The sequence below is a fragment of the Pseudomonadota bacterium genome, assembly GCA_039193195.1.
Classification (GTDB): Bacteria; Pseudomonadota; Gammaproteobacteria; order Steroidobacterales; family JBCBZW01; genus JBCBZW01.
In genome coordinates this window covers 1-23672 of the sequence record JBCCWS010000028.1, presented here as the reverse complement: position 1 = coordinate 23672, position 23672 = coordinate 1, and the positions used below count along the sequence as shown (strand labels likewise).

The 23672-nt window shown below is 64.0% G+C and carries 22 protein-coding genes and 1 riboswitch; of the genes, 5 read left to right on the top strand and 17 right to left on the bottom strand.

The window, feature by feature from the left end; genetic code table 11:
- Window positions 1–6: 6 nt before the first annotated feature.
- Genes AAGA68_18610 through AAGA68_18600 form a run of 3 tightly spaced genes read right to left on the bottom strand, consistent with a single transcriptional unit; the run spans window position 7 to window position 2172 of the window.
- Window positions 7–729: a hypothetical protein gene (locus AAGA68_18610; GenBank protein MEM9387081.1), complete on the bottom strand. Its 723-nt coding sequence runs from the start codon at window positions 727–729 to the stop codon at window positions 7–9.
- Window positions 726–1283 carry a hypothetical protein gene (locus tag AAGA68_18605; GenBank protein ID MEM9387080.1) on the bottom strand — a complete coding sequence of 186 codons (558 nt, stop codon included), beginning with the start codon at window positions 1281–1283 and terminating at the stop codon, window positions 726–728. The genes AAGA68_18610 and AAGA68_18605 overlap by 4 nt, the downstream gene beginning before the upstream one ends.
- A 19-nt stretch (window positions 1284–1302) precedes the next feature.
- Window positions 1303–2172, bottom strand: a complete 870-nt coding sequence (locus AAGA68_18600) for a hypothetical protein (GenBank protein ID MEM9387079.1) — start codon at window positions 2170–2172, stop codon at window positions 1303–1305.
- 169 nt (window positions 2173–2341) lie between these two features.
- On the opposite strand from AAGA68_18600, the gene AAGA68_18595 reads away from it, so the two are divergent.
- Window positions 2342–2890, top strand: coding sequence for an SRPBCC family protein (locus tag AAGA68_18595; protein ID MEM9387078.1), 549 nt, complete (start codon window positions 2342–2344; stop codon window positions 2888–2890).
- 28 nt (window positions 2891–2918) lie between these two features.
- Here AAGA68_18595 and AAGA68_18590 read toward each other — a convergent pair whose 3' ends face one another.
- From AAGA68_18590 to AAGA68_18575, 4 genes are all read right to left on the bottom strand, one after another.
- Entirely contained in the window at window positions 2919–5321 is a 2403-nt protein-coding gene (locus tag AAGA68_18590) for a FimV/HubP family polar landmark protein (GenBank protein ID MEM9387077.1), read from the bottom strand.
- Window positions 5322–5593: 272 nt separating this feature from the next.
- Window positions 5594–6250 carry an SDR family oxidoreductase gene (locus AAGA68_18585; GenBank protein MEM9387076.1) on the bottom strand — a complete coding sequence of 219 codons (657 nt, stop codon included), beginning with the start codon at window positions 6248–6250 and terminating at the stop codon, window positions 5594–5596.
- 56 nt (window positions 6251–6306) lie between these two features.
- Window positions 6307–7059, bottom strand: coding sequence for an alpha/beta hydrolase (locus AAGA68_18580; GenBank protein ID MEM9387075.1), 753 nt, complete (start codon window positions 7057–7059; stop codon window positions 6307–6309).
- Window positions 7056–8741: a choice-of-anchor B family protein gene (locus AAGA68_18575; GenBank protein MEM9387074.1), complete on the bottom strand. Its 1686-nt coding sequence runs from the start codon at window positions 8739–8741 to the stop codon at window positions 7056–7058. Before AAGA68_18575 ends, AAGA68_18580 begins: the two co-directional genes overlap by 4 nt.
- Window positions 8742–9458: 717 nt before the next feature.
- Window positions 9459–9571, top strand: a riboswitch (SAM riboswitch).
- 373 nt (window positions 9572–9944) lie between these two features.
- On the opposite strand from AAGA68_18575, the gene metB reads away from it, so the two are divergent.
- Together metB and AAGA68_18565 are read left to right on the top strand one after the other, a co-directional pair.
- Window positions 9945–11171, top strand: coding sequence for a cystathionine gamma-synthase (metB, locus tag AAGA68_18570; GenBank protein ID MEM9387073.1), 1227 nt, complete (start codon window positions 9945–9947; stop codon window positions 11169–11171).
- A gap of 44 nt (window positions 11172–11215) precedes the next feature.
- The gene (locus tag AAGA68_18565; protein MEM9387072.1) at window positions 11216–13645 is read left to right on the top strand and encodes a zinc-dependent metalloprotease; all 2430 of its coding nucleotides are present in this window, start codon (window positions 11216–11218) and stop codon (window positions 13643–13645) included.
- A gap of 25 nt (window positions 13646–13670) precedes the next feature.
- On the opposite strand, the gene AAGA68_18560 is transcribed toward AAGA68_18565, so the two are convergent.
- The 8 genes from AAGA68_18560 to AAGA68_18525 form a co-directional block, all read right to left on the bottom strand.
- Complete coding sequence (locus AAGA68_18560) at window positions 13671–14504, bottom strand: CheR family methyltransferase (protein ID MEM9387071.1); 834 nt, start codon at window positions 14502–14504, stop codon at window positions 13671–13673.
- Window positions 14505–14507: 3 nt separating this feature from the next.
- On the bottom strand, window positions 14508–15593 hold the full coding sequence (locus AAGA68_18555; protein ID MEM9387070.1) for a chemotaxis response regulator protein-glutamate methylesterase: 1086 nt from the start codon (window positions 15591–15593) through the stop codon (window positions 14508–14510).
- Window positions 15594–15603: 10 nt separating this feature from the next.
- A complete protein-coding gene (locus AAGA68_18550) occupies window positions 15604–16233 on the bottom strand; it encodes a chemoreceptor glutamine deamidase CheD (protein MEM9387069.1) in 630 nt (209 codons plus the stop codon).
- A gap of 59 nt (window positions 16234–16292) precedes the next feature.
- Window positions 16293–16799 carry a hypothetical protein gene (locus tag AAGA68_18545; protein MEM9387068.1) on the bottom strand — a complete coding sequence of 169 codons (507 nt, stop codon included), beginning with the start codon at window positions 16797–16799 and terminating at the stop codon, window positions 16293–16295.
- Between the two features lie 13 nt (window positions 16800–16812).
- On the bottom strand, window positions 16813–17118 hold the full coding sequence (locus tag AAGA68_18540) for an STAS domain-containing protein (GenBank protein ID MEM9387067.1): 306 nt from the start codon (window positions 17116–17118) through the stop codon (window positions 16813–16815).
- Between the two features lie 61 nt (window positions 17119–17179).
- Window positions 17180–19543, bottom strand: coding sequence for a chemotaxis protein CheA (locus tag AAGA68_18535; GenBank protein ID MEM9387066.1), 2364 nt, complete (start codon window positions 19541–19543; stop codon window positions 17180–17182).
- Window positions 19544–19562: 19 nt separating this feature from the next.
- Window positions 19563–19925, bottom strand: a complete 363-nt coding sequence (locus AAGA68_18530; GenBank protein MEM9387065.1) for a response regulator — start codon at window positions 19923–19925, stop codon at window positions 19563–19565.
- A 117-nt stretch (window positions 19926–20042) separates the two neighbouring features.
- Window positions 20043–20555, bottom strand: a complete 513-nt coding sequence (locus AAGA68_18525; protein MEM9387064.1) for a chemotaxis protein CheW — start codon at window positions 20553–20555, stop codon at window positions 20043–20045.
- Window positions 20556–20911: 356 nt separating this feature from the next.
- On the opposite strand from AAGA68_18525, the gene AAGA68_18520 reads away from it, so the two are divergent.
- Together AAGA68_18520 and AAGA68_18515 are read left to right on the top strand one after the other, a co-directional pair.
- Window positions 20912–21295, top strand: a complete 384-nt coding sequence (locus tag AAGA68_18520) for a response regulator (protein MEM9387063.1) — start codon at window positions 20912–20914, stop codon at window positions 21293–21295.
- Window positions 21296–21315: 20 nt separating this feature from the next.
- Window positions 21316–21786: a hypothetical protein gene (locus AAGA68_18515; protein MEM9387062.1), complete on the top strand. Its 471-nt coding sequence runs from the start codon at window positions 21316–21318 to the stop codon at window positions 21784–21786.
- A gap of 180 nt (window positions 21787–21966) precedes the next feature.
- On the opposite strand, the gene AAGA68_18510 is transcribed toward AAGA68_18515, so the two are convergent.
- Both AAGA68_18510 and AAGA68_18505 read right to left on the bottom strand, forming a co-directional pair.
- Entirely contained in the window at window positions 21967–23226 is a 1260-nt protein-coding gene (locus AAGA68_18510; GenBank protein MEM9387061.1) for a methyl-accepting chemotaxis protein, read from the bottom strand.
- Window positions 23227–23436: 210 nt separating this feature from the next.
- A partial coding sequence (locus AAGA68_18505; GenBank protein ID MEM9387060.1) for a DUF418 domain-containing protein occupies window positions 23437–23672 on the bottom strand: 236 nt, incomplete at its 5' end.

Sequence of the window (23672 nt, the reverse complement as noted above, 5' to 3'; positions counted from 1 at the left end):
CGTCGCCTACTCCCCTTGCGTCGCAGCCAGAGCTTGGCGAGCGGGCGCGGATGCAGGCGAAGGATCCCTCGAAGCCCTACCCTCTCGCAGCTTGCGCTCGATGTTGCCGAGGGTCGTTTGCACGTGTTCCGCAGAGCGCCGCGCCTGGCCCGCGTAGGCCTGCTTCAAGGCATGCCCGAACAGCAGCGTCTTCGCCGTGCGCAACAGGTAACCGCCGACGCCGCCGACGATCGTGCTGGAGAGGGCCAAGAGAATCCCCCCATCGACCATTCGTTGCAGCACCGCGAAGGCGCCGGCGCTGGTGATCTCGTCCGGGTCTCCGAGGGCGAACAGGAGCGCCCCGCGCATACCGATGGCGGTCCAGATCACACCGGTGCCGAAGAACAAGCTAGTCCACAGATCGCTCAGATGGTCCGCCTGGGCAATTGCATCCACATCTTGCGGCTGGTCCGCGAGCACGCGCCGAAGGCGCACGAGAGTGGCGGCGAACAGGAGCGACAGCGCGGCGAAGACCGGCACCGAGCTGCCGAGGTTACGCTCCAACCACCCCAGCACCGCAGACGCGGGCTCGCGGGTCAGGGTCAGCCACGCGGTGCCGTGCAGCAGGTAGGCGGTGGTCACCGCGCTCACCAGCGCCACGAACACGCCGAAGAGCAGGCCGTCGCGAAACGCCGCGCCTTCCGCTCCTGAGGGGGTGCCGTGCGCGGCGCTGGGGCCGACGTCGTTCACGGTGCGCCGCCCTCGCAGGCCTCACAGGTGGCCGCAATGACCAGCTCCGCCTGCTGCGCCAGGCGATCTGCACGGTAGTACGAGTCCCGGTCAGCACTAACCTTGAGCAGGCCGCGCTCCTTGTCGGTCAGCTCATCCTGCAGGGCGTCCATGAACACGTCCTGGCGCGGGCAGGTATAAGCGCAGTTGTTGTAGTCGCCTAAGAGCGATACAAACTTGATGTTGAAGTAGCGGTTGTACAGCTGCTCGGCCTGGCGCCGACTGAGCACGCCGTTGTCTGCTGACCACATCAGGAAGCTGCTGAACTGACGCTTGTTGTCGGCGCCTGGATCACCCTCAGCGATGGCGAGCAGGTGGTCGAGATAGGCGTCGAAGCTCGCCTCACAGCCGGCATCCAGTTGATCCTTCGTAAAGGCGATTGCTGCGTCCAAATCGCGGGTACCAGGCATGCTGCAGACCTGGGGCTCGGGGGTTGTCATGCAGCCGCCAAGAGCGGCCAGGGCACCGAGTAGCACGGCGGCGCGGCCGAGAGAAGATAGGTTATTGAATTTCATCGGTTTGATCTCCTGGAGACTACATTTCGAGGGGACTGCGCCAAGGGGCGTCATCGCCGCTCGGGCGCGGTCCGGGGATGGGCTCGGCGTCCTGTTCGCCAAACAGGATGGCCTTGACGCCGCCGACCACCTGCTGCATCTCGGGAGTGATCTGGCCGAAGGACTGATTTAGCTGCTCCAGCAAGGTCGCGCGCGCGATTTCCTGGCGGGTCTGGGCGATCAGCACGCTGGCCTCCTGCATGTCCAGGTAGATGTCAGCAGCAACCACCGCGAGGGAGTCGTCGGCGCCACCCGTGCTGGTCGCAACGAGTTGATGGTATTGGCGGAACCGCTGGGAGAGGCGCAGGCCGGACTTGCCGCGCATGGCAGGACGCTCACGCGTATTGGCCTTTCCGCTTCCGTCACCACCGAGCAGCGTGTCCTGCAAGGCCCAGGGTGATAGCTTGTGCCCCAGCTCGTTGCGCAGCCGCTTCTCCAGACCCACGCGCGTCGCATTCACCGCTCGCTCCATCTCGGGCAGCTGGGTCTCCATGACGTTCAGCATCTCTAGGTATGTAGCACCGAGATTGCGGGCAATGCTGCTGCAACCGGGATCTCCCTCAGCACCTTCGCAGCGCGCCTCGCGGTAGAGCGCCTCCTGCTCTTCAAGGCGAGCGATCACCCCCTGCAGACCGGACTCCATTTGCTCGGCCACCTGCCCGGTCAGGCGAATCTCCTCGATCACAGTGGTGGGGAACAGACGGATGGTGGGCGCGGTCCCATCGGCAGATCGGGCAACGCCACCGAGCAGTACGCAGGCGGTCAGGGACACGACCGACAGGACGGTTCCCTTGCGAAGTGGTCGCCCGGGCGGGGTATCCGGGGTGTGCGGTGAGGATGGTTGGGGCATGGTCTTGGCTCCGTCGCTCGGCAGTGGGTGACTGGAGAAAAGACGCTACCGCTGGCACGCTGAACGCTGCCTGAACCCATCTGAATGGGTTCTTAACGGACCCGAGGGCCGGCTGTCGCAGAACGTCTACGCTGCGCTGCCGCGAGCTTGCGAGAGTTTGGGAGGACGCATGCTGAACTGGACCGTTCGCATCACCACGTTGGTGATGTTGCTTGCCGTTGGTATTTACGCCGTTGGTGCGTTGGTGCTGCCGGATGACAAACGAGTGACCCGCAGTATCGACGTCGCGGCCAGCGAAGCCGCCGTCTTCAACGTGGTGAACGACATGCGCGCCTTCAACCGCTGGTCGCCCTGGGCCGAGCTCGATCCGAACACGCGCTACGAGTACCAAGGCCCACGCCAGGGCGTGGGCGCCGCCATGAGTTGGGCCAGCCAAAGCCCCCAGGTGGGGTCCGGCTCGCAGGTGATCGTGGCTAGTGAGCCGAACGACCGCGTGCGCCTGCGCCTACAGTTCGGCTACAACCAAACGGCCATGGCCGAGCTGGAACTGGCCCCGAGTCCGAGCGGCGGCACGCGGGTGATCTGGCACCTCGACATGGACTTCGACGGTGACATCTTGCAGCGCTACATGGGCGCATTCGTCTTGGAAGGGGCGATCGGGCGAGACTACGAGCGCGGCCTCACCAATCTTAAGAACCTGCTCGAGCGAGGCTCCTAAGCCGGCGAGCACGCCGCGCGGGCGCTCTCTACTCGCTAGAGGCCCGTTTCGGGCGCGTGTCGTTCGAGGCGCCGTCTGAGGCCGCGCGTGGGTCGGCTCGCCGCGAGTCGTAGGTTTCTTCGACAACACCGCGAGCGAGCCTGTCCATGGTGATGCGCAGGGTCGTCGCGTCCGTCGACGCGGCACGCTCGACGCGCACGGTTTCCTCATCGGCGGTCGCACCGAAGGCCTGTTCGGCGGGAATTCCCCGCAACGGATCATCTACACCGTGCAGGATGTCCGTTGAGGAAATGGACGTGTCGGTGCTGTCGCTGGCCTGTTGTGCGGCGGCCACCTCGGCCGCCAGGGTAACGGTGTCCACCGCCAAGGTGCGCGAACGGATCGTCGGGTCGGCGATCTGCTCCTCGGGCAAGGTATCGAGCCCGTCAATCGCAAATTCCGGCCCTTCCACCCGAGCGGTCGCTTCTTCGTCTTCGCTGGCCTGGCTCGCCGCAGCCAGCTGGGCCGCAGCGACTTCTTCGTCACTTACGATCTTCGCCCGCACCGTGGGGAAGTCGTCGCTGAGAGGCAATTCGTCCGGCTCGCCAAGGTCGAAGTCCACAAAGGGATCCGCCGTCGGCGCCTCGACGGACGCGCGCCCTGTCGTGGAGCCGGTGGCGAACAGGGCCTCCCGCGGACACAGCTGCCGCCCCATCGCCAGTGCGCCGCGCCAGAAGGTTGCGTGCTCGCGAAGGGACGCTTGGTACGCCCGCGCTGCCTGGGCAAAGTCGTTGGGCTTGTTCGCCGCAAAGTAGACCTCTAGCAGCTTGGCCTTGAGTGACAAGCTGCGAGGTTCACGTACCAGCGCTGCTTGCACCAGGTCGCTCGCCTGAGTGTGCAGACCGTAAGCCAGCAGGATGTCGGCTTCGGCCACCGCATCGACCGGGCCTTCCTCCTCCACGCTTTGCAGCCCGTGCTGTGCTGGCTGCGCAGCGTGCGGGACCCGGCCCTCGGCGGACGCCGGCAGGGACAACGCTGGGGGGGCGACCGTATCGTTCTCGATCGGCATCGGACCCACCTCCAGCGCCGCGGCCGTCGCTACCTCGGTGGGAGTGACTTGCGTTGCCCGCATCCGATCGCCGACCGCCGAAGCGGTCTCTACAGCAGGTCGGCGTCGCAAACGCGTGAGGCCGACCGCCAGCGCTCCCAAGGTGAACCACAGTGCAGCACCGGCGACGCCGCTCAGCAGACTCCCGCGAAGACTCGACGGGGCTGAGTCGGGCAACGTTGACTCGATGGCAGCGGCCTCGGCCGCGTCAACGAGCGATGGCACGGTTCGAGACGCGGTGGCCGACTCGATCCCCAGCTGGCCTGGCGCCTGGCCTACGCGATCTTGTTGCAGGCTCGAGAGTTCCCCACGCAGCCGATCGAGTTCGGCCTCGCGCCGCTGTAGAAGCGCGGCGGTGGAAGCAAAGCGAGAGTTGAGTGCGTCGATTTCCTCGTTCAGCTCCGCGTTGCTGGCACGTGTGCTCGCGATCTGGCGGCTTACGGCTGAGAGCAGCCCGTCACTCGGCGACGTCGCTGGCGCGGCCAGCTGGCCTTGAGCTGAGTCGAACAACGCTTCCTGCTCAGCGGGGCTCGCGACGGAGGACCGGGTGGTCCCCGCCGGCGTTTGCGGCTTGGCGGCGGCCTGGGCCTTGCTGGTGGCGACAGCCGCGGGGATGCGCAGCAGTGCGCCCGCCCCTAAGCGATCCATGCTGCCCGCAAAGGCTTGTGGGTTCGCTAGGTAGATGGATTCCATGGTCTGTTCGAGGCTGACGCCGTCACCGCGCACCCGCACGGCGATCTTCCACAGGGACTCACCGCGCGCGACGGGCCCGTACTCGATCCCGGGTTCGATCGGCTCACGCGAAGAGGCCGCGCGCACCGGCTCTCGAGTCATCTGTAGGGCGGTTGCTGCAGGGGGTACGGTCACGGGGTCGCGGCGGGGCGCTGCGACCACGGCGCTCGGGGTGACGCCCGCCGTTAACGGCGGCGCTGGGGTCCGCTCGCTCCCCAAGCCGGGGGGATCCAGCAGGATGGTGTAGGCCCGCTGCATGCGGCCGCGGCGCCAGTCCGCTTGCACCACCAAGGTAGCGATCGGCTCGACGATACTCTGGCGGGACGTGAGGTGCAGGATGGCGCGCCCGCGCACGTCTCGACGGGCCTGGATGTCGATGGTGGCGAAGGAGGACGGGTAGTCCACGCCCTGGGAGGCGAACACCTCTCTGGAGGCGAGCGCGGCGGTGAGCTGCTCGAGATCTGCAGCGGTCGCCCCGACTAGCTCAATCCGCGCGTCCAGCCGCTGGTTGAGCCGCGAGTTGACCTCGATGTTGCCCAGTCCCAGCGCCAAGGTGGCGCTGGGCAGGCAGCTCGCTGCGGCGACCAGCGCCCTGATGCCGACCCGATCCATGATCGCTTCCTGCGTGTCCTTTTCCCTAGCATCCTAAGGCGGGCGGGGCGCCGTCAACCTTCGACTTTCTTATGTGCAACCGGGGATTAGCGCCCGACACCATGCACATGCCACTGGGGGGCGCTACGAAAGCCATGTAAATGGGGTCTTTTACTGAACTAACAGCAACTTGGATCCAGAACGGGGCACGCGCCTACGTCACAAATTTCCACTCGCGGCAGCGCCGGCCCGTAGCTCGCCGGCGGACTGCGAGCGAGGCGGCGCGGAGGCGTTTACCAGTCCAGTAATTCGCCCTTGGCGTGCCAGAACCGCCCGCTAGACGCCAACGTCAGGCCGTCGAGGCGCTCGAGCATGCCGCCAGCGGCTTCCTCCGGCGCGATGCCCTGGTAGCCCGTCATCTCCGTGGCCACCATGCCGGGATGCAGGAGCGCTACCGCGATTTCCCGTGAACGAAGGTCAGCGGCCAGACTGGCCCCGGCCATGTTCACGGCCGCCTTCGACATACGATAGCCGTAGTAGCTGCCGGAACTCTCGCTAATCGAACCCATCCGGCTGGTCACGATAGCGACCTTCGCGCCTCGTTGCAGTTGCTCCAAGAGCGCGTGCGTCACCCGCAAAGGCCCGAGCGTATTCACCTCGAACTGCAGGCGCATACGATCCCAGCCCAGATCGTCTAGGGACTCTCGCGACAGCACTCCTGCATTGTTGATCAAGACATCGATCTGCACACCGCGGAGCGCCTTGCGCAGGGTAGACATCGCCGCATCCTCGGTTACGTCGATGGACTCGACCACCTCCACGCCCAAGTTCACGAGGGCGCTCGAAGCATGGCGACATAGGCCGATTACGCGTTCATTGCGTGTCCGCAGCTGCCGGCACAATTCCAAGCCTATACCTCGATTGCATCCGCTCACCACGTAAGTTGCCATCGTGCGCTACTCGCTTGTCATTTGGGGCGCACGAACGAGCGCGCGCCGGAGGCTGCTCAGTCGGAAGCAGAGGGTTGCGCCGCCTGAGCATTGGTCGCAGGGACGGCGACGAATTCGTTCTCAAGATCGGCAGCCAGCCGCTCGGCGACCACCTCCAGCACCGCCGGTGCGTAGCACAGGCCGAGGTGAGTGGCCTTGACAGCTACGTGCTCCGTCACCGGCTCCACCTCATCGATGCAGGCCCGCCAGGCGACGATGCCATCACGTTTGGAGTAGACCGCGGTGACCGGCACCGCTAAGGCGCGCTGCTGCTGACGCGCCTGAATCTGCGCGTCCAATTGCTCGAGATCGTAGCCCAGGCGCTCATACACGCTGCGGACCACCGTGTATCGGGGACCACCACGCAGGGGACTGCCCAGGGTGATTACGCGGCTGATCAGCTCTGGCTGATCGCGTGCCACCTCGCGCGCCAGGTAGCCACCGAGACTCCAGCCGATCAGCGAGACAGGCGACTGTGCCGCGGCTGCCAGCTCGCGCACGCGAGCACCCAACCGCGGTAGCAGCTTGCCCACCTGACCGAGGTTTATGCCGAGCCCCCAACCGCTCGCATCGGCGCCTAGTGCCCGTAGCTGCATGCGCAGGGCAAGCAGCGATAGGTCGTCAAAACCGTAGCCCGGAAGGGTAAGCACCCGCTGGCCATCGCAGCGGGGTAAGCGCTGCAGCCTCAGTGCCGAGGCTGCAGCGCCAGCCACGTCCAGGACGGTGAAGACCTCCTTGAGGGTCGACGACGGTCCTGGTGCGTGGATCAATTGCCGATAGACACCGGCTTGCCGCCAATCGCGCCATCGCCACCATCGGCCTCACGCAGGATCACCAGACCGCGTTCGATATCGCTCACGATCAGACGGCCGCTCGGCAGGTAGGGGTACACGCCCCAGGCGCCATTGAAGGACGCGCTGTCACTGTCCGGGAACGTGTCGAAGAAGCCGATCTCGGTGGGCTCAGCGGGATTGCTGATATCGAGGATCGTCAGCCCACGACGGTAGTTGGACATGTAGTAGCGATCGCCCTTCACGAAGCCGTTGTGATCGATGGCTCGGGTCGGACCCACCCACTCGCCGGCTAGGGTCGGGTTGGTGAGATCGCGGATATCGAGGATACGCAGGGTGGTGTTCAGACCGAAGAAGCTCTCATCGAGTTCGTCCTGAATCAGCACGAAGTCCGCATTCTTCGACCACCACCCGGAGTGCGTGTAGCCCACCTGCGGATAGGAGGTCTGGCTGAGCAGCACCGGGTTGGCCTTGTCCGTGGTGTCCCACAGATCGACGGTGCTCTCGTTGTAGTCGATAAACACCTCGCACACGGTGCGGCCGGGGCCACAGCGCTGAGCGTCCTCACCCTGCAGGGTGATGCTCGACGCGTCGTGCACGTAGCGCGATCCGGCCGGCGGCGGCGTCACTTCCACGGGGTTCACGGGATCGCTCAGATCCAGCGCGCGGAAAGCCCCACCGTTGCGGTTGGAGCCGAGGATGTACGCGTAGGGTGTCTGACCTTCGAAGATCTCGCCCGTGGTGTAGTCCACGTTGCTGATGTAGATGTTGTGGGCGCTGTTGAACTCGCGGTAGGTGTTCGCCAGCGAGATGCTGAAGGGCAGGCCGGACAGGTCGATGATCTGCAGACCATCGCTGGTCGCGTCGGACACGACGTAAGCGTAGCCCTTCCAGCGGCCTTCGTTCTCGTCGAAGGACTGTACCACCTTGATGTCACGCCAGGTCGTGCTGGCGCCGGAGATGCTGCCCACCTCACGCGGGCGCCGGGGACGGGTGATGTCCACCACTGCCATCGCGTTGCGCAGGCCGATCAAGGCGTACTCACGACCGTTGTTTAGATCAACGAATCCCCAGATATCGTTGGCCGCGCTCGGATTGGTGCTGAAGGTGCTGAGCTGCTTGAGGCCGAGCAGGTTGATGTTGTCGCACTCGAAGGGGCCGACGCGACCGCCCACGCAGTCCACGCGTGCCGGCGCGTTGGCCACGGCGTTTATCTGCGCTTCGAACTTCGAGAACTTAGGCGACAGGCCCTTGCGGTCGGCGATCAGCGAGATACCGCGCTCGGCGAGTCGCTCGCGCATACGCGCCGGTGCACCGATCACGTAGGTGTCGGGACTGGCGACGTCGCGATTGAGGAACCCATCCGCTTGGCGGTAGCCGCCGACGACAGGCACCACATCGCTGACCAGGAGGATCGCTTCCTTCGGATCGAACTCGTAAGTGCCCTTAGAGAGCGCCACGAAGTCGCCCTTACTGGCGTTCTTGATGGCGTACATGATGGAGCCACAAGGTGCGCTTGCGTCCGTGCAGTCGCCACTGTCCACACCACCGACCGCGACGAAGCGCGGCTTCAAATCACCGTGCGCGAACGCGGTCGAAGCCGACAGCGTCAACGCAAGGGCGGCCCAAAGGCCTGCTGCGAGAGAGTTGGAACGAGTCATTATTTCGGCTACCCCGATATAGTTGTGTATGCCTGGTAAGCTCGAGCGAGACGGCATCCCCATCGCCCGCGACGGCCAATCTCCGAACCGCCCCAGCCGTACCAGAGCGCAGATGGTAACCCAGCTGCCTTCCCCCTGCCGCCTGTGGAAGACGTCGCCGCCCTGCCACATCGACACTCGCACGCAGCACGTGAATGCCCAGGGCCCGAACCTGAGGCGCAAATCCACAGTTCGAGGTAGGTGCGATCGATCGGGATACCTCGGTGATGCGGCCCTGCGCAGCGGCACGTAAGCGAGGCTGCGAGAGCCCGTGGAGCGAAACAGGGGCGCTCAGCCAGCGGTGGACATCCAGTAACGAAGGCACCCGCATTGGGGGCTTTATTCCAGTATGTTCGGCGAAAGTACCGAATTGATGCCGTGCGCTCGCAGTCGCGCGCTGGCTGGATGAGGCATCGATACCCACCAGCTCACCACTCGCCATAATGCTGGCGCTTGCCTCGGCGTAGCAGGCCCGTCGATCGGCCAGCCCCGATCGCGCACTGTCGCACGGCCCGAATGGCCTAAGCCGGCAGATTTTCTGAAGCGCGGGCCATTTGACTGCCATCGGGCGCCTTATTGCTGGCATGCCAGAGCTCGATGCCGGCGAGCTCGCGGGGGTGTGACCCGCGTCGCGAGCGTGGGATTGACGCGCGGCACAACCTACGCTTACCCTGATTCCACTCATCGAGACCGGCTGAGGGACAGGCCCGAAGACGCCGGGGCAACCATCGGATGCGAATCCGAAGCGGTGCCAAATCCTACGGGGGATCCGTCCCACCGAGAGATGAGGGAAGCCCTGCACCAGGCGTTCGCCGCAGCGGGCACGCTCCCAACCTCTCAGTGTCGGGTCACGAATCCTCCAAGGATCTCGAGTCTTGCTGACTGATTTGGAGCGCCGTGTGACCCAACGTAAAGGCCCTTCGACCCTAGCTCAGGCGCGTACTGGCGCGCGCATGACCTGGCGTTGCTTTCTCTGGCGCGTTGCCCAGGGCTCCCGTCACAACGGCGCCAGCGCGGAGGGTCTGGCTGATCAGCTCGCGGCCCCGCGCCCCGCCCTCTGGCAACTCCGTCAGCGCGAACGTCCGCTTTCCCCCCTGGTATCGGACACCCCGGCATGGTGGCGCGCGAGGCACGCGCCCAATGCCCTGCTTCGAAGGAGCGATCATGAACGCTAGGCCTAGCACCGCCGCCGTCCGCACGGGCATCTGCGAAGATACTGCGCACGGCGCGGTGATTCCCCCTCTTTACCTGTCCTCGAACTACACCTTCGAGGGCTACGATCAGAAGCGCGAGTACGACTACACGCGATCGGGCAACCCCACCCGTGACCAGCTCGGCGTCGCGCTCGCGCGCCTAGAACACGGCGCCGGCGCCACCATCACGAGCTCCGGCATGGCCGCTATCCACTTGGTGTGCAGCCTCCTGCAGCCCGGTGACCTGCTGCTTGCGCCCATCGACTGCTACGGCGGCACCTATCGCCTCCTCGACACCTTGAGCCGCAAGGGTCACTTCGAGGTTGCTTTCATCAACCAGGGTGATGCGGATGAACTCGCGCACGGCCTAGCACGCGAGCCTCGCATGGTGCTGGTCGAGACGCCGAGCAATCCGCTGCTGCGAATCGTCGACATCGAGCGCATCTGCCAGCAGGCGCACGCGGCGTGCGACGCGCTGGTAGTGGCTGACAACACCTTCCTCTCGCCGGCTCTGCAGAACCCAATCCTGCTCGGCGCAGATATCGTTGTGCACTCCACCACGAAGTACATCAACGGCCACAGTGATGTGGTGGGTGGGGCTGCGATCGCCGCCAACACCGAGCTGCACGAGCATCTCGCTTGGTGGGCCAACTGTCTTGGGTTGACCGGCTCCCCCTTCGATGGGTACCTGACCCTGCGCGGGCTGCGAACCCTCAACGCACGCATGCGCCTGCACGTTGAGAACGCGACGGCGATCGCCCGACATCTCGTGGGCCACCGCGCCGTCCAGGCGGTTTACTACCCTGGCCTCGAAGAACACCCCGGCCACGAGATCGCGGCACGCCAACAACGAGCAGGTGGCGGCATGCTCAGCGTGGAGCTGGTCGGCGGCACCGACGAGGTGCAGGTCTTCCTGGACGGGCTCGAGTATTTCTCCCTTGCCGAGTCGCTCGGCGGAGTGGAGAGCCTGGTAGCTCACCCCGCCACCATGACCCATGCAGCGATGGCGCCGGAGGCGCGCCGCGCAGCGGGCATCGGCGATTCCCTGCTTCGCCTCTCGGCAGGTATCGAGGACGTGCAAGACCTCCTGCGCGACATCGATGCCGCCCTCGATCGCGTACTCGCCTCACGCGCACGGACACGCCAGGATCACCAGGAGACATCGTTCCCTGCCGCGTCCGCGATCGCTATCTGCTAGTGTCGAGGGGTCGCATGACCCCCCGACTCTGCCTAAGGATAGTGATGCTGTACCGTTCGTTCAGCGTCCCGCAGCAGCAACCGCTTCCGCTGCGGGCACGCGCCCAGCTTGCCACGCTGGCACTTTCATTGATGGCCGCCTGTGCGGCGCTGGCGGACGAGACGCCCTCGATCGAAGAGCTCACCTCGGGCTTCGCTCACCACGCCGGCTTCCTCGACCTGTACTTCTCTGCGCAGCAGCACGCCCTGTACATCGCAGTACCTGCCGAGGGCACCGATGCGCTGTACGTGAACTACCTCGCAGCCGGCGTGGGTTCCAATGACATCGGCCTTGACCGGGGGCAAATAGGCAACACGCGCTACGTGCAGCTCCAGGTGCACGGTGATCGCGTGCTCGTGGTGCAGCCGAACCTCACGTACCGCGCGCGCTCGGATAACGCGGATGAACGCCGCGCCGTGGCGGAAGCCTTCGCCAGCTCCGTGCTCGCGTCCCTACCGATCAAGGCCCGCGACGAACGCCGCGTGCTAGCTGACCTCACAGCATTCGCGACGGCCGACGTACACGGCATCGTCGACCGCCTTCGAGCAACCGGCCAGGGCAACTACAAGCTCGATCGGGGGCGCAGCCTGGTGTTGGGCGATGCGCTGGCGTCCTTTCCCAAGAACACGATGGTGGAGGCTCTGCTCACCTTCTCCGGCAGCGACGCGGGGGACTTTTTGAGTGACGTCACGCCGACGCCGCACGCCCTGAGCGTTCGCATCCGCCACGATTTCATCGCCGCCCCCGAAGGCAACTTTCGCGCCCGTACCTATCACCCTCGATCGGGAGGCTACTCAAGGGTGTTCTACGACTTCGCCGCGCCCTTGGATCGCCCCCTGCGCCAGCAGATCGTGGCCCGCCATCGTCTGCAGCGTGACTCCCTAAGCGGCCGCACTCTCGACCCGATTGTCTACTACGTCGACCGGGGTGCACCGGAGCCCATTCGCTCTGCCCTCATGGAGGGCGCCGGCTGGTGGGCCGAGGCCTTCGCCCAGGCGGGTTACCCGGACGGTTTCCGGGTGGAGCTGCTCCCCGAGGGCGCGAGCCCCCTGGATATCCGTTACAACGTGATCCAGTGGGTGCATCGGGCAACGCGCGGTTGGTCCTACGGGTGGGGCGTGATCGACCCACGCACCGGCGAAATCGTCAAGGGGCATGTCACCCTCGGGTCGCAGCGCGTACGCCAGGATCAACTGATCGCCGAAGCCCTAACAACTCCCTTCGGTGAAGGTGGTGACGGCGGCGCGGCGGCTCGTGAGCTGGCCCTGGCGCGCCTACGTCAGCTCGCCGCACACGAGGTGGGGCATACGCTCGGCCTCGCCCACAACTTCGCGGCGAGCGGCCAGGGCGATGCATCAGTCATGGACTATCCTCACCCTTACATACGACTCAACGGGCGCGGCAAGATCGACATCACCAAGGCGTACTCGGTCGGCGCCGGCCGCTGGGACCTGCACGCGATCGACTACCTCTATCGCAGTTTCCCCGCGGCACAGGAAGCCGGGGGACTACGCCAGATCATCGAGTCAGGGGCTGAGCTCGCCTACCTATCGGACGCCGATGCGCGCAGTCCTTCGGCCGCTGCCCCCGGCGCACACCTGTGGGACAACGGCGCAGACCCACTGTCCCGCCTAGATGAGCTAATGCGCATTCGCGCCTTAGCGCTACAGGATTTCTCCGCTGCCGTGCTGCGGCCGGATCGTCCCTTGTACGAAGCCGAAGCGCGCCTGGTGCCCGTGTACCTGCTGCACCGCTATCAGCTTGAAGCCGCGGCCAAGCTCATCGGCGGCACCCACTACGGCTACGGCTTACGCGAGGAGTCGGTCCCGAGCCCAAGCCCGGTGAGTGGCGAACGCCAGCTGCGCGCGATCGAGGCGGTGCTCGATGCGAGTAGCGTCGATGCGCTTCAGGTGGGCGATCACATCCGTCACCTGATGCATCCCCCCGAGAGCGAGTCAGCGCGCACACGCGAGTACTTCACCCATCGCACGGGGCGCGTGTTCGATCCGCAAGCCCCGGTTAGGGCCGCCGCCCAATTGACCGCCACCCTGCTTCTGGACGCTAAGCGCGCCGAACGCATGCTCCTCCAACATGCGCAGAACCCTGCCCTACCGGGACTCCCCGCGCTGCTAGCGCGCATCGCCGAGCGTCGGATCCAAGTGACGGGGAGCGGTGTGTCGGCTGCGGATGTGACCGCACGCGAGATCGCGTGGACCTTCGTGCGCGAGCTACAGCGCCTGAGCGTCGATGGGTCGGCATCCCAGCCCGTGCGAACCACGGTCATGACCACGCTGCGCGATCTCAAGCGGTGGGCGTCGGCGAAGGACTCTCCCTATCGCCAGGAGCTCGAGGCTGAGCTCACTCGCTTCCTGGAGCGCCCGAGCGAGGTCGCTGTGGGACCGCGTCATCCGATCCCGCCGGGGTCGCCCATCTGACGGCCCGCTCGCTCCGCCCGAGCGATCAGATGCGCTTGTAGATCGTATGCCCCAAGCGCTCGTAGCGATCGGCTGGGCCAGTCAACTGCTCGGAGTGACCGATCATCAGTGTGTCGCCAGGGCGCTGCAAGTCTGATTGGCGCTGGAACACCCGTGATTTGGTCTCGAGGTCGAAGTAGATGACGACGTTGCGATTGAAGATCACATCGAAGGGTCCTTTCATCGGCCAGTCACCAAGCAGGTTCAGGCGTTTGAAGGTCAACAGCTCGCGCAGCTCCGGAACGATCTGGTAGGTGCCATTGGACAGCTTTTGTGTCCAACGACTGCGGAAGTCCGCCGGCACCTTGGATTCCTGGTAGATACCCGCCTTGGCGTGGTCTAGCACCTGCGTGTCGATGTCTGTGGCGAGAATCTTGACGTCGTTGCGGATCGTGCGAGACGGCCCGCCCAACACGTCCATCACCACGCTGGCGATCGAGTAGGGTTCTTCGCCCGTGGAGGACGCTGAGCACCAGATGCGAACGCGCTTTTGATCACGCAGTGCCGGCAGCACGGTTTCGGCAAGGTAGTCGAAGTGATGACGCTCGCGGAAGAACGAGGTCATGTTAGTGGTGATGATACTCGGGAGTGCATCCATCTCACCGCTGGTAGGGTCCTTCAGCAGGGCGATGTACTGATCGAAGCTACTCACGCCTATCTTGCGCATTCGCTTAGCGAAACGCGAGTAAGCGAGCTGGCGCTTGATATCGGGCAGCTGCACACCGATCGAGGACGTCACGACCTCACGGATGGTCTCGAAGTGCTGATCGGTGAAGTCGAAGTTGTCGTCTTGCCCGCTTTGGGCTGGTGATGCTGCCATGACTTATGCTCCGTTGGCGGCCAGTTTGGCCTCGCGGGACTTGCTCAGGGGACGATCGCACCAGGCGACGACGGCGCTGGCAATCTCCGCCAGCGGCAGGGTCTCGCACGCCCCGCCGAGCTTGTGCGCTTCGCCGGGCATGCCCCACACGACACTACTCGCCTCGTCCTGCGCGATCGTGAACGCACCCGCCTCCCGCTGGCGCACCATGGCATGGGCGCCATCGTTGCCCATACCCGTCAAAATGACGCCGAGCTGGCGCCGACCCATCACTTCCGTTACCGAATCGAACATCACGCCCACGGACGGTCGATGCCCATTGACGCGTTCTCCGGAGATCACGCGACAGACGTAGCCTGCCCCCTCACGCGCCAGTGAGAGGTGATAGCCGCCGGGGGCGATGTAGACGTGTCCGCGCTTTACCGGGTCGCCGTCGTGCGCCTCGATGACCGTAAGCGCCGTCAAGCGATTCGCGCTGTCCGCGAAGGCCTTGGAGAACTTCTCGGGAATGTGCTGAGAGATCATGATAGGTGGGAGATCACCGGGAAGTTCGCGCAAGATCTCCTTCACTGCCGAGGTGCCACCGGTGGAAGAACCTATGGCGATCACGCGGTCCACAGCGCCGCTGCTGCCTTCACCAACCGCTGTGGAGCGCAAGGGGGCTGCAGTTGAGGACGCGACCGCTCCACATTTGAGTTGATCCACGGTGCGACTGCCGGCGATACGCAGCTTCTCCCGTAGCTGCTCGCCGAACTGAGGGGTGACCCCGCCGGAGGGCTTGGTCAGCACATCCACAGCACCAGTCTCCAAGGCCTCCACAGCCACTTGGATGTTGCGCCCGACCAGCGAGCTCACCAGCACCACGGGCATGGGTCTCAGGCGCATGATGTTGCGCAGAAAGCTGAGCCCGTCCATCTTCGGCATCTCGACATCCAGCGTGATCACATCCGGATTGGTCGCCTTGATCATATCGCGGGCCTCGTAGGGATCCTCCGCCATACCGACCACTTCGAGCTCGCTGTCCTGGGAGATCAGCTGCTTCAGTAGATGACGCATGCTCTGGCTGTCATCGACGATTACGACGCGCATCGGGTTCTCCCTAGAACAGTTCAATGTCGGGCGTGCTCTGTTGCTTCGGAGGACTTGCAATCGCGCGCATGTGTTCTTGCTCACGCGAAGCAATCTCAGTAGTGGAGACCTCCTGCAGTCGCTTCACCATTGCCTTGCCCGTGGCAGGGAAGTACATCACCCGGCGCGGATTGACATCGCCGAGATCCTCCGAGCTGACCTTAAACCCCTCGGTCTTAAGAAAGTCTCTGGCGAACGCGATGTTGCGCTCACCTACGTCCGATAGGGAGGCCATCACACTCGCGCCGCCGAAGAGCTTGACTTCAAGGCTGGCGCGGTCGCCCCCGCGGCGAAGTATCTCGTTTATCAGGTACTCCATGGCGTAGGCGCCATAGCGCATCGCAAAGCCAGGGTCCTGTGCCTGACCACCGCTGTTCGAAGCGGGCAGCATAAAGTGATTCATACCGCCGATCCCTAGGCTGGGCGAGCGCACGCATGCCGCAATACACGAGCCCAGAACGGTCGTGATGCCCTCATCCGTATCGGTCACGTAGCAGTCACCGGCTTGGATGTTCACCACCTCGCGGTCATGCTTTGGCGAGTAGTGTCGGCGAACTGCCGAGGGATCCTCTGCCAAATTACCCATAGATTTCGCGCTCAAGCCTCTCCCCTCTCACCCTGGCCAGAGCGGCCACGCCATGGCGGCGTAGCGCTCCTTCGCTAGAACAACTCGATACTCGACTCGGCAGACTCCGCGGATGATGTAGCGGATGCATCGCGCGGTGCCCCGAACAAGCTATCGAACACCTCGCACTCCCGTGCCATCGTATAGTCCGCCCGCATACCCGAACGCAGGGCGACCCAAGAGGCGCCACAATCGGCTCCCGCAGACGCGACGAGCGAGCCCATCTGATCCATCGCGCGGATAAGATGCTCAAGGCGCTGCGACTGGTTGTCGGCGAACTGCAGGGTCTTCACGATCACATCGGAACTGAGCCTTGCCTCGGCATCTGCGTCGCCGTGCTGTTCGAGAGCAGCCCCCATCACCTTGAACGCATCGGCAAGCTCATTCAGACGCGCTTGGGCGTCTTCGCGCAGCGCTTCGAGTTGCGCGCGCTGCAGATCAAGCAAGGCCCGAATCGCCTGTTGATGGTCGCCACCCGTGTCGTCCGCGTCATCGCAAACGCTAACGCCTTCGGGGTCGACCCCGTTTGTCGATTCGGTCACGCTCGATTCCCGCTCAGGAAAAGACAGCCGTGAGCCCCAGCATAGCTAGCGCTTCCGTCAACCGATCGGGGCGATGCCGAAGCTCGGTAATCAGCGACTGGTCACTACGCTCGTGGGCGAAGGCGGCAATCAACTGAATACCTGCCGTATCGACCTTCTCGACATGGCTGGCGTTGAGCGTGACCACATCGGTGCTCTCGACGATGCGAGCGAGTTCCTCGTGAAGCGATGAGCTGCCGGCGATGGTCAGCTGCCCAGGCAGATTCACCTGGATAGCGTCACCCTCTAGATTCTCAACAACCGCTGCCTGTTCTGCCATCGTACTGACTCCTCTCCCCGTAGCCTGTGTCGGTACCGTTGCGCGCCTAGTGCGCTCGGCCTTAGGCCGCCGCGCGGCCGCCGCGTGCCTCGCCGCGGTTGTAGAACCGGTGCACGAAGCCCGGCACGTCGAGGATCAGGGCGACGGTGCCGTCGCCGAGAATCGTAGCGCCGGACAGACCTTCCACCTGGCGGTAGTTCTCCTCCAGGCTCTTGATCACCACCTGCTGCTGCTCCAGGAGTTCGTCCACGAATAGGCCGACCCGCTGCCCGTCTGCCTCTACGATCACGAGCAGTCCCTGATCGGGAACGTCGGATCGCGTTCGGTAGAAGGCATCATCGAAGCTGGTGACGGGGATGAACTCGCCTCGCGTCTGATATACCCGGCGCTTGCCTGCAAACTCGTTGATCTCGTCGGACCGCACCTGCACCGTCTCTACGATAGAGAGCAGGGACAGGACGAAGGTCTCCTCACCAATGCGCACCAGCTGGCCGTCGAGGATCGCAAGGGTGAGCGGCAGGCGAATCGTAAACACCGTGCCCACGCCCACTTCGGAATGCACTTCGACACGCCCGCCGAGGTCCTTGATGTTCCGACGCACAACGTCCATGCCAACGCCGCGACCGGATACGTCGCTCACGGTCTCCGCGGTAGAGAACCCCGGTTGGAAGATCAGCTGGATGGCGCGCTCATCGGAGACCTGCTCATCCGCCCCGACCAGGCCGCGCGAGCGCGCCTTGGCCAGGATCTTCTCTGGATCGAGGCCCTGGCCATCGTCCGAGATACGGATGACGATGTTGCCGCCCTCGTGGAAGGCACTCAGCTCGATCGTACCGGTCTCCGGCTTGCCTGCCTCGCGACGCTTCTCGACCGGTTCGATGCCGTGGTCGAGAGAGTTGCGAACGAGGTGCACCAGGGGATCGCCGATCTTCTCCAAGACGGTCTTGTCGAGTTCGGTCTGCTGGCCGGTGAGCTTCAGATCGATCTTCTTGCCGAGCTGAGCGCTGAGGTCGCGCACCAAGCGTGGGAAACGACTGAAACAGAAGCGGATGGGCAGCATGCGAATCTGCATCACGCTCTCTTGGAGCTCGCGCGTATGCCGCTCGAGCTGGGCCAGGCTGTCTTTGAGCCCCCCGAGGGAGTCGTCAGCGTCCGCACCGTAGCGTCGCAGCATCGACTGGGTAATTACGAGCTCACCGACTAGATTCAACAAGTTGTCAATTTTATCGATACTGACGCGGATCGACGTGGATTCGCCGCCACCGCCACCACCACCGCCGGCCTTCTTCGGTGCGTCCGCGGTGCCCTTAGCGCCACCACCTGCTGCTGCGGCAGCTTTCGCTGGCGGAGGAGAGGCTTTCGCCGGCGCTGCATCGGCCTTGGCGGCGGCAGACGCCGTGGGCGCGGCAGCGGCACCGGCACTCGCCGGCGCAGGGGAGACGGGATTGCTGGCGTAGGATGGCGCCGCGTTCGCACTCGCCATCGCCGGGCCTTGGGCAGCGCTCTTTGCCGCGCCACCTGACGCTTGCTCGCCTCGCGCCTCGACCTCGCCCACAACCGCGCCCTCACTGATAGCGATATCGGCGCTCAGCTCCACCCAGTCGAAGACGTCACGCAGCTGCTGCAGGCTAGCCGTCGTGCGCACCACGAACGTCCAGTCCAAGTAGCAAACCTCGGGATTCAGTTCGCCGAAGGCTGGGAGCTTGTCGAGGGCGACGGAGGGGGTGACCGCGCCCAGCGCGGCAAGGTCGCGCGTCAGGCTCAGGACACAGTTTCCCGTGGACATCATGTTGGGGTGAGGAGCGAATTTGATCGTGACGTCCCGTCGGCCGTCAACAGCATCGTCGCTGGCGTCGGCGGCGCTCTGGGCTCCGGACGCTGCGCCAGCTGTGGCCGAAGCATCGCCTGACGCGCTAGCCTGTGCGGCCACGTTTGCCGGTGCGCTCGCGCTGGATTCACCGGCGGCCGCGGGCGTGCCATCGACCGATGCGGCCTCACCACCTCCGCTCGCGCCATCGCCGCCTTCTTGCCCCAGGGCCGCGACTTCTGCCTCCAGCTTCTGCTGCAGATCGCTTACGCGGCCCGTATCGTGAGCAGCACCTTCCTTCGCTGCGCCCAACATGTCACGCAGGCAGTCCACTGACTTAAGAAGAAGGGCCACCACCGGTTCGGTCACATTGCGCTCACCGGATCGCATCTGGTCCAGGAGCGTCTCCATGTGATGGGTGAACTCGGCGATCGCCTCGAAGCCGAAGGTACCCGCGCCACCCTTGATCGAATGCGCTGCGCGAAACACTTCGTTGACCGTGTCGGCATCGGGTTCGCCTGGCTCTAGGCGTAGGAGTCCGGCTTCGAGTACCTCGAGCCCTTCCACACTTTCTTCGAAGAAAATGTCCGTGATTTCGGACATGTCGAAGTCGGACATGCGACTTATCTCCTAGGGGTCAAGACAGCACTTTGTCGACCGTTGCGAGCAACGAGTCGGGACTGAAGGGCTTTACGATCCAGCCGGTAGCCCCGGCGGACTTCCCCTTGGCTTTCATCTCGGCACTCGACTCGGTGGTCAACACCAAGATGGGCGTGAAACGGTAGCCGCCGAGTTCTCGCAAGCGAGAGATCAGCGTGATCCCGTTCATCTCTGGCATGTGGACGTCGGTCACCACGAGGTTCACGTCCTCGTCCTGAGCGAACTCGAGTGCCTCCACGCCGTTCTCAGCAGTCACCACATCGTGACCGCCAGACTTCAACACCAACGTCACCATCTGCCTAATGGAGGGCGAGTCGTCAACCGCAAGAATCTTAGCCACGTCGTCTAATTCCTGTACCTGCGTGTGTCGTGTCAAGAGGCCGCGGGCGAGCGTCTAGTGCGCCCTTGTTTCGGCCCCTCACCTAGCTAGCTTGATGTTCCCTTGCTATTGCGCTTCTTAGTGAACCGTTTCTTCCTCATCCACTTGCATGTGCGAGTCGACCAGATTATCGATATCCAGCAGGATCAACATTTTCTCATCCACGGTCACCAGACCCTTGACGAAGTCGATGTTTACCGAGGTGCCGACTTCAGGGGGCGGTTTGATGTTCTCGTGAGGCACGGAGTACACCTCAGAGACCGCGTCTACGACGAACCCAAAAGTGTGCTCGCGCTTGGCGTCTGACTGGACCTTCACGATCACCACCACCGTCGTATTGCTGTACTCGAGCGGGTCGAGCTGGAAGCGGCGACGCAGATCGATGACGGGCACCACAGTGCCACGCAGATTGATCACGCCCATGACGAATTCCGGCGTGTTGGGGATCCGGGTTGCCGTATCCCACCCCTTGATCTCTTGCACGCGCAATATGTCCACGCCGTACTCGGCGCCATCGAGCATGAAGGTGAGATACTGGTTGGTGGTCGACTCGGCGACAGACTCCGTTGCTGCTTCGTTGGTGATGGCCATCGGTCCTCATTTCCTGGTAGCTGTCGGGGGCACCTAACTGCTTCGCCTTAGCGTTCGCAGCCGCGCGTTCTCGGATCGCTGGTAAATCCTATCGACCCGTCGGCGCGTAATTCGAGGCACGAGCGTATGGAATCCTCTGACGCGTAAGGAATCTGTGCGCTGATCGGCACAACCGGGCGACCCGAAGCAAGTCCCCCTCGGTTCCTCGACCCGATCGACTGTCTGGCCTCAAGTTGCTCAGCGCACAGCCGACACCCTTGCAGATGGTGACGCGCTGGCGAGGCTCGCTCATCACCTAGAACGCTCTGCTCGTGCGGCCCTGAGGCACGACAACCACCCCGATAGGAGACTCGACAATGAAGATTCTGGTTGTGGACGACAGCATCGCAATGCGCCTGATGGTGGTTCGATGCCTGCGCCAGGCTGGCTTTGGCGGACACGACATCGCCCAAGCCGAAGACGGCGCCAAGGCCTACAACGCGATCGGCGAAGATAAGCCGGATGTGGTGCTCTCCGACTGGAATATGCCCAACATGACCGGAATTGAGCTGTTGGAGAAATTGAAGGAAGAGCGTGAGGAGGAAGGTGGGCACGGCCTCGGCCTGACCTTCGGCTTCGTGACCACTGAGGCGAGCGGCGAGATGCGCGCCCGTGCTAGCGAAGCGGGCGCCACATTCCTAATCGCCAAGCCCTTCACTCCGGATAGTTTCAAAGACGCCCTAACGGGCATCATCGCCTGACGAAAGCGAGGAAATGTAACGTGCCAAACTTCCTAGTTCCGACTAACGAGTCCACCACCGAGATGCTCGGCATGGTCTTCGGCGAGGATACGGAGATCTTCGAGGGATCACCTGTCGATCCGACCGTTGGCTACCTGGCCACCTTCGTCGACGACGAAGGAAAGCTAGTTGCCGTCAGCGCGTGCGATACGCAGTTCGGCGCCTTCGCCGGCTCGGCCCTATCGCTGATCCCCAAGGCCGGCGCCGAAGATGCCATCGCCGATGGCAACCTCAGCAAGCCGATGGTGGACAATCTCTACGAGGTCATGAACCTCTGCACCCGCCTGCTGATGGATGAGAAAACTCCGCACCTCAAGCTCGGCGGCATCCACCCTCCCGGTGAAGCGCTGGACGACGCGGCCAATGAGATTGTAAGCGCGGGCAACGCCGCCCACCTGAAGGTGGACGTGCCGCGCTACGGCATGGGGAATGTGTCGTTCTTCGTGAGCTGACCTTCCCTTAGTCAAGGCTGGCAAACGCCGAGGGCCGTCGGGGACCTCGGCGTTTTGCTTTTCTGAGCCTCAACGATCCATCGGCGAACCGAACAAGATCCCCGCATACGAAAAAGCCCCCGCGGCCAATGCCGCGAGGGCTCACGAGCGCGCTCTAGCTCGGTCCGTAGCCTTGCGCAGCTAGCCTTCACCACCACGAATGGCTGCCAGGAAGTTCTCCACCTGCGAGCGAAGACGATTGGAGACCTCACGCAGGTCACCAACGTCCACATGGAGGCTCTCCGAGGCCTCCCCCGCACTGGTGATGCGCTGGGTAGCACCCTGCGTGTGACGAGATACGTCCTGCATGAGGCGCCGAATTTCGCTGATCAAGCGCTGAATCTGATCTGTAGCGTCGGTCTGTTCCTCGACGGCCGAGCCGATTTGCTCGCCCGTATCAGTCACTGAGCCAATAGACTCGCGGATCTCCCCGAGGGCCGCTACGGCACCAGTGGTGGCGGTCTCGATCCCGCGGATCTGATGCTCGATATTCGAAATGGCTTCCGAGGTCTTGTTCGATAGCGACTTCACCTCCTTTGCCACCACTGCGAATCCGCGGCCGGCTTCGCCCGCACGGGCAGCCTCAATGGTGGCATTTAGCGCCAGCAGATTGGTCTGGTTGGCGATCTCAGTGATCAGGCGCAGAACCTCACCGATCTGCGACGTACCCTCGGCGAGCACCCGCACCTTCTCATCGGCGTTGCCCGCCTGCTGGGCGATGAGCTGGGACGCGTCACTCGATTCCTTCCCGCGCCGGCCGATCTCCGATAGGGCGGTGACCAAGGTCTCTCCGGCGGTGGTCAAGTCATTCAGATGCGAAGTCACGGAGGTGATCCCGCTTGAGACCTGATTGGCCCCCTGAGCCGATTCCTGAGATCCGCTTCGCACGATCTCCGCGCTCGACATGAGTTGATCGGCCGAGCGCCCGATCTCGTTGGCTACCCCATACACGTCATGCTCGAAGCTCTGGATGAGGTTCACCCGATCGGTCACGTCGGACCAGGTGATCATGGCGCCGCAGTACTGCTCCTTGCGATCCAGGATTGCGCGGACCTGGAAGTCCAGGGTCTGCGTGCCGAACACCACTCGGGTCTGCCATGGCAACTGGTTGGCATCATGCAGATTGGGCAACTTCGCCGACTGGGGACCGAACAACCGTGAAAGGGGCGCGCCGTCCATGTCCTTGGGCGAGACGCCCGTGTGCTCGCTAAGCCCCTGGAGGCTCTTGCGACCTGCCGTGTTCATATAGGACACGGTGAAATCCTGCTCCGCATTCGCCCACATTAGTGGGGCTGGCGTATTGTCCACCATCATCATGGCGGACTCGAACCAAATGCGGAACCGCTTCTTCTCTTCTTGAACTTTAGCTAGCTCAGCCACGTGGTCGGTTGCGGTACTCATAGGCTCTCTCTGTTGTTCGAGAACGAAAAGGACTTCGGCGAACTCTAGCAACACGGGCCATCTACAAGCGGCGACCCGGTACCGGATATGGACATAGTGACTGAGGAAACTGTGAACCAGTCGTGGTTCGGGCCGCGGGGCGGGTGCCCCCCCCGGCCCACCCACAGACACTCGCGGGCCCCGCCGGGCGAGGCCCCCCGGCCGGGCCGGTCAGCGCTTCGGGGTGGCAAGGCGCTTCATGATCCGCTCGGCCGGACCCACCCGGTTCCACGCCGCGAAGGCGACACAGGCGCCGATCATCAGGCTGACGAGCCCGAAGAACACGAGTTCCTGCTCGCCGACCGACCAGCCCATCGGGGCGATGATGTAGTCGAACACGCCGACGACGATCACGATGTGGAGCAGGTAGGCGGTGAGCGACATCGAGCCGGTCGTCACGATCGGGC

Coding starts and splice junctions, on each gene's coding strand:
- AAGA68_18605 (MEM9387080.1), bottom strand. CDS start 1,283: ATGAAATTCAATAACCTATCTTCTCTCGGCCGCGCCGCCGTGCTACTC.
- AAGA68_18600 (MEM9387079.1), bottom strand. CDS start 2,172: ATGCCCCAACCATCCTCACCGCACACCCCGGATACCCCGCCCGGGCGA.
- AAGA68_18595 (MEM9387078.1), top strand. CDS start 2,342: ATGCTGAACTGGACCGTTCGCATCACCACGTTGGTGATGTTGCTTGCC.
- AAGA68_18590 (MEM9387077.1), bottom strand. CDS start 5,321: ATGGATCGGGTCGGCATCAGGGCGCTGGTCGCCGCAGCGAGCTGCCTG.
- AAGA68_18585 (MEM9387076.1), bottom strand. CDS start 6,250: ATGGCAACTTACGTGGTGAGCGGATGCAATCGAGGTATAGGCTTGGAA.
- AAGA68_18575 (MEM9387074.1), bottom strand. CDS start 8,741: ATGACTCGTTCCAACTCTCTCGCAGCAGGCCTTTGGGCCGCCCTTGCG.
- metB (MEM9387073.1), top strand. CDS start 9,945: ATGAACGCTAGGCCTAGCACCGCCGCCGTCCGCACGGGCATCTGCGAA.
- AAGA68_18565 (MEM9387072.1), top strand. CDS start 11,216: ATGCTGTACCGTTCGTTCAGCGTCCCGCAGCAGCAACCGCTTCCGCTG.
- AAGA68_18560 (MEM9387071.1), bottom strand. CDS start 14,504: ATGGCAGCATCACCAGCCCAAAGCGGGCAAGACGACAACTTCGACTTC.
- AAGA68_18555 (MEM9387070.1), bottom strand. CDS start 15,593: ATGCGCGTCGTAATCGTCGATGACAGCCAGAGCATGCGTCATCTACTG.
- AAGA68_18540 (MEM9387067.1), bottom strand. CDS start 17,118: ATGGCAGAACAGGCAGCGGTTGTTGAGAATCTAGAGGGTGACGCTATC.
- AAGA68_18535 (MEM9387066.1), bottom strand. CDS start 19,543: ATGTCCGACTTCGACATGTCCGAAATCACGGACATTTTCTTCGAAGAA.
- AAGA68_18525 (MEM9387064.1), bottom strand. CDS start 20,555: ATGGCCATCACCAACGAAGCAGCAACGGAGTCTGTCGCCGAGTCGACC.
- AAGA68_18520 (MEM9387063.1), top strand. CDS start 20,912: ATGAAGATTCTGGTTGTGGACGACAGCATCGCAATGCGCCTGATGGTG.
- AAGA68_18510 (MEM9387061.1), bottom strand. CDS start 23,226: ATGAGTACCGCAACCGACCACGTGGCTGAGCTAGCTAAAGTTCAAGAA.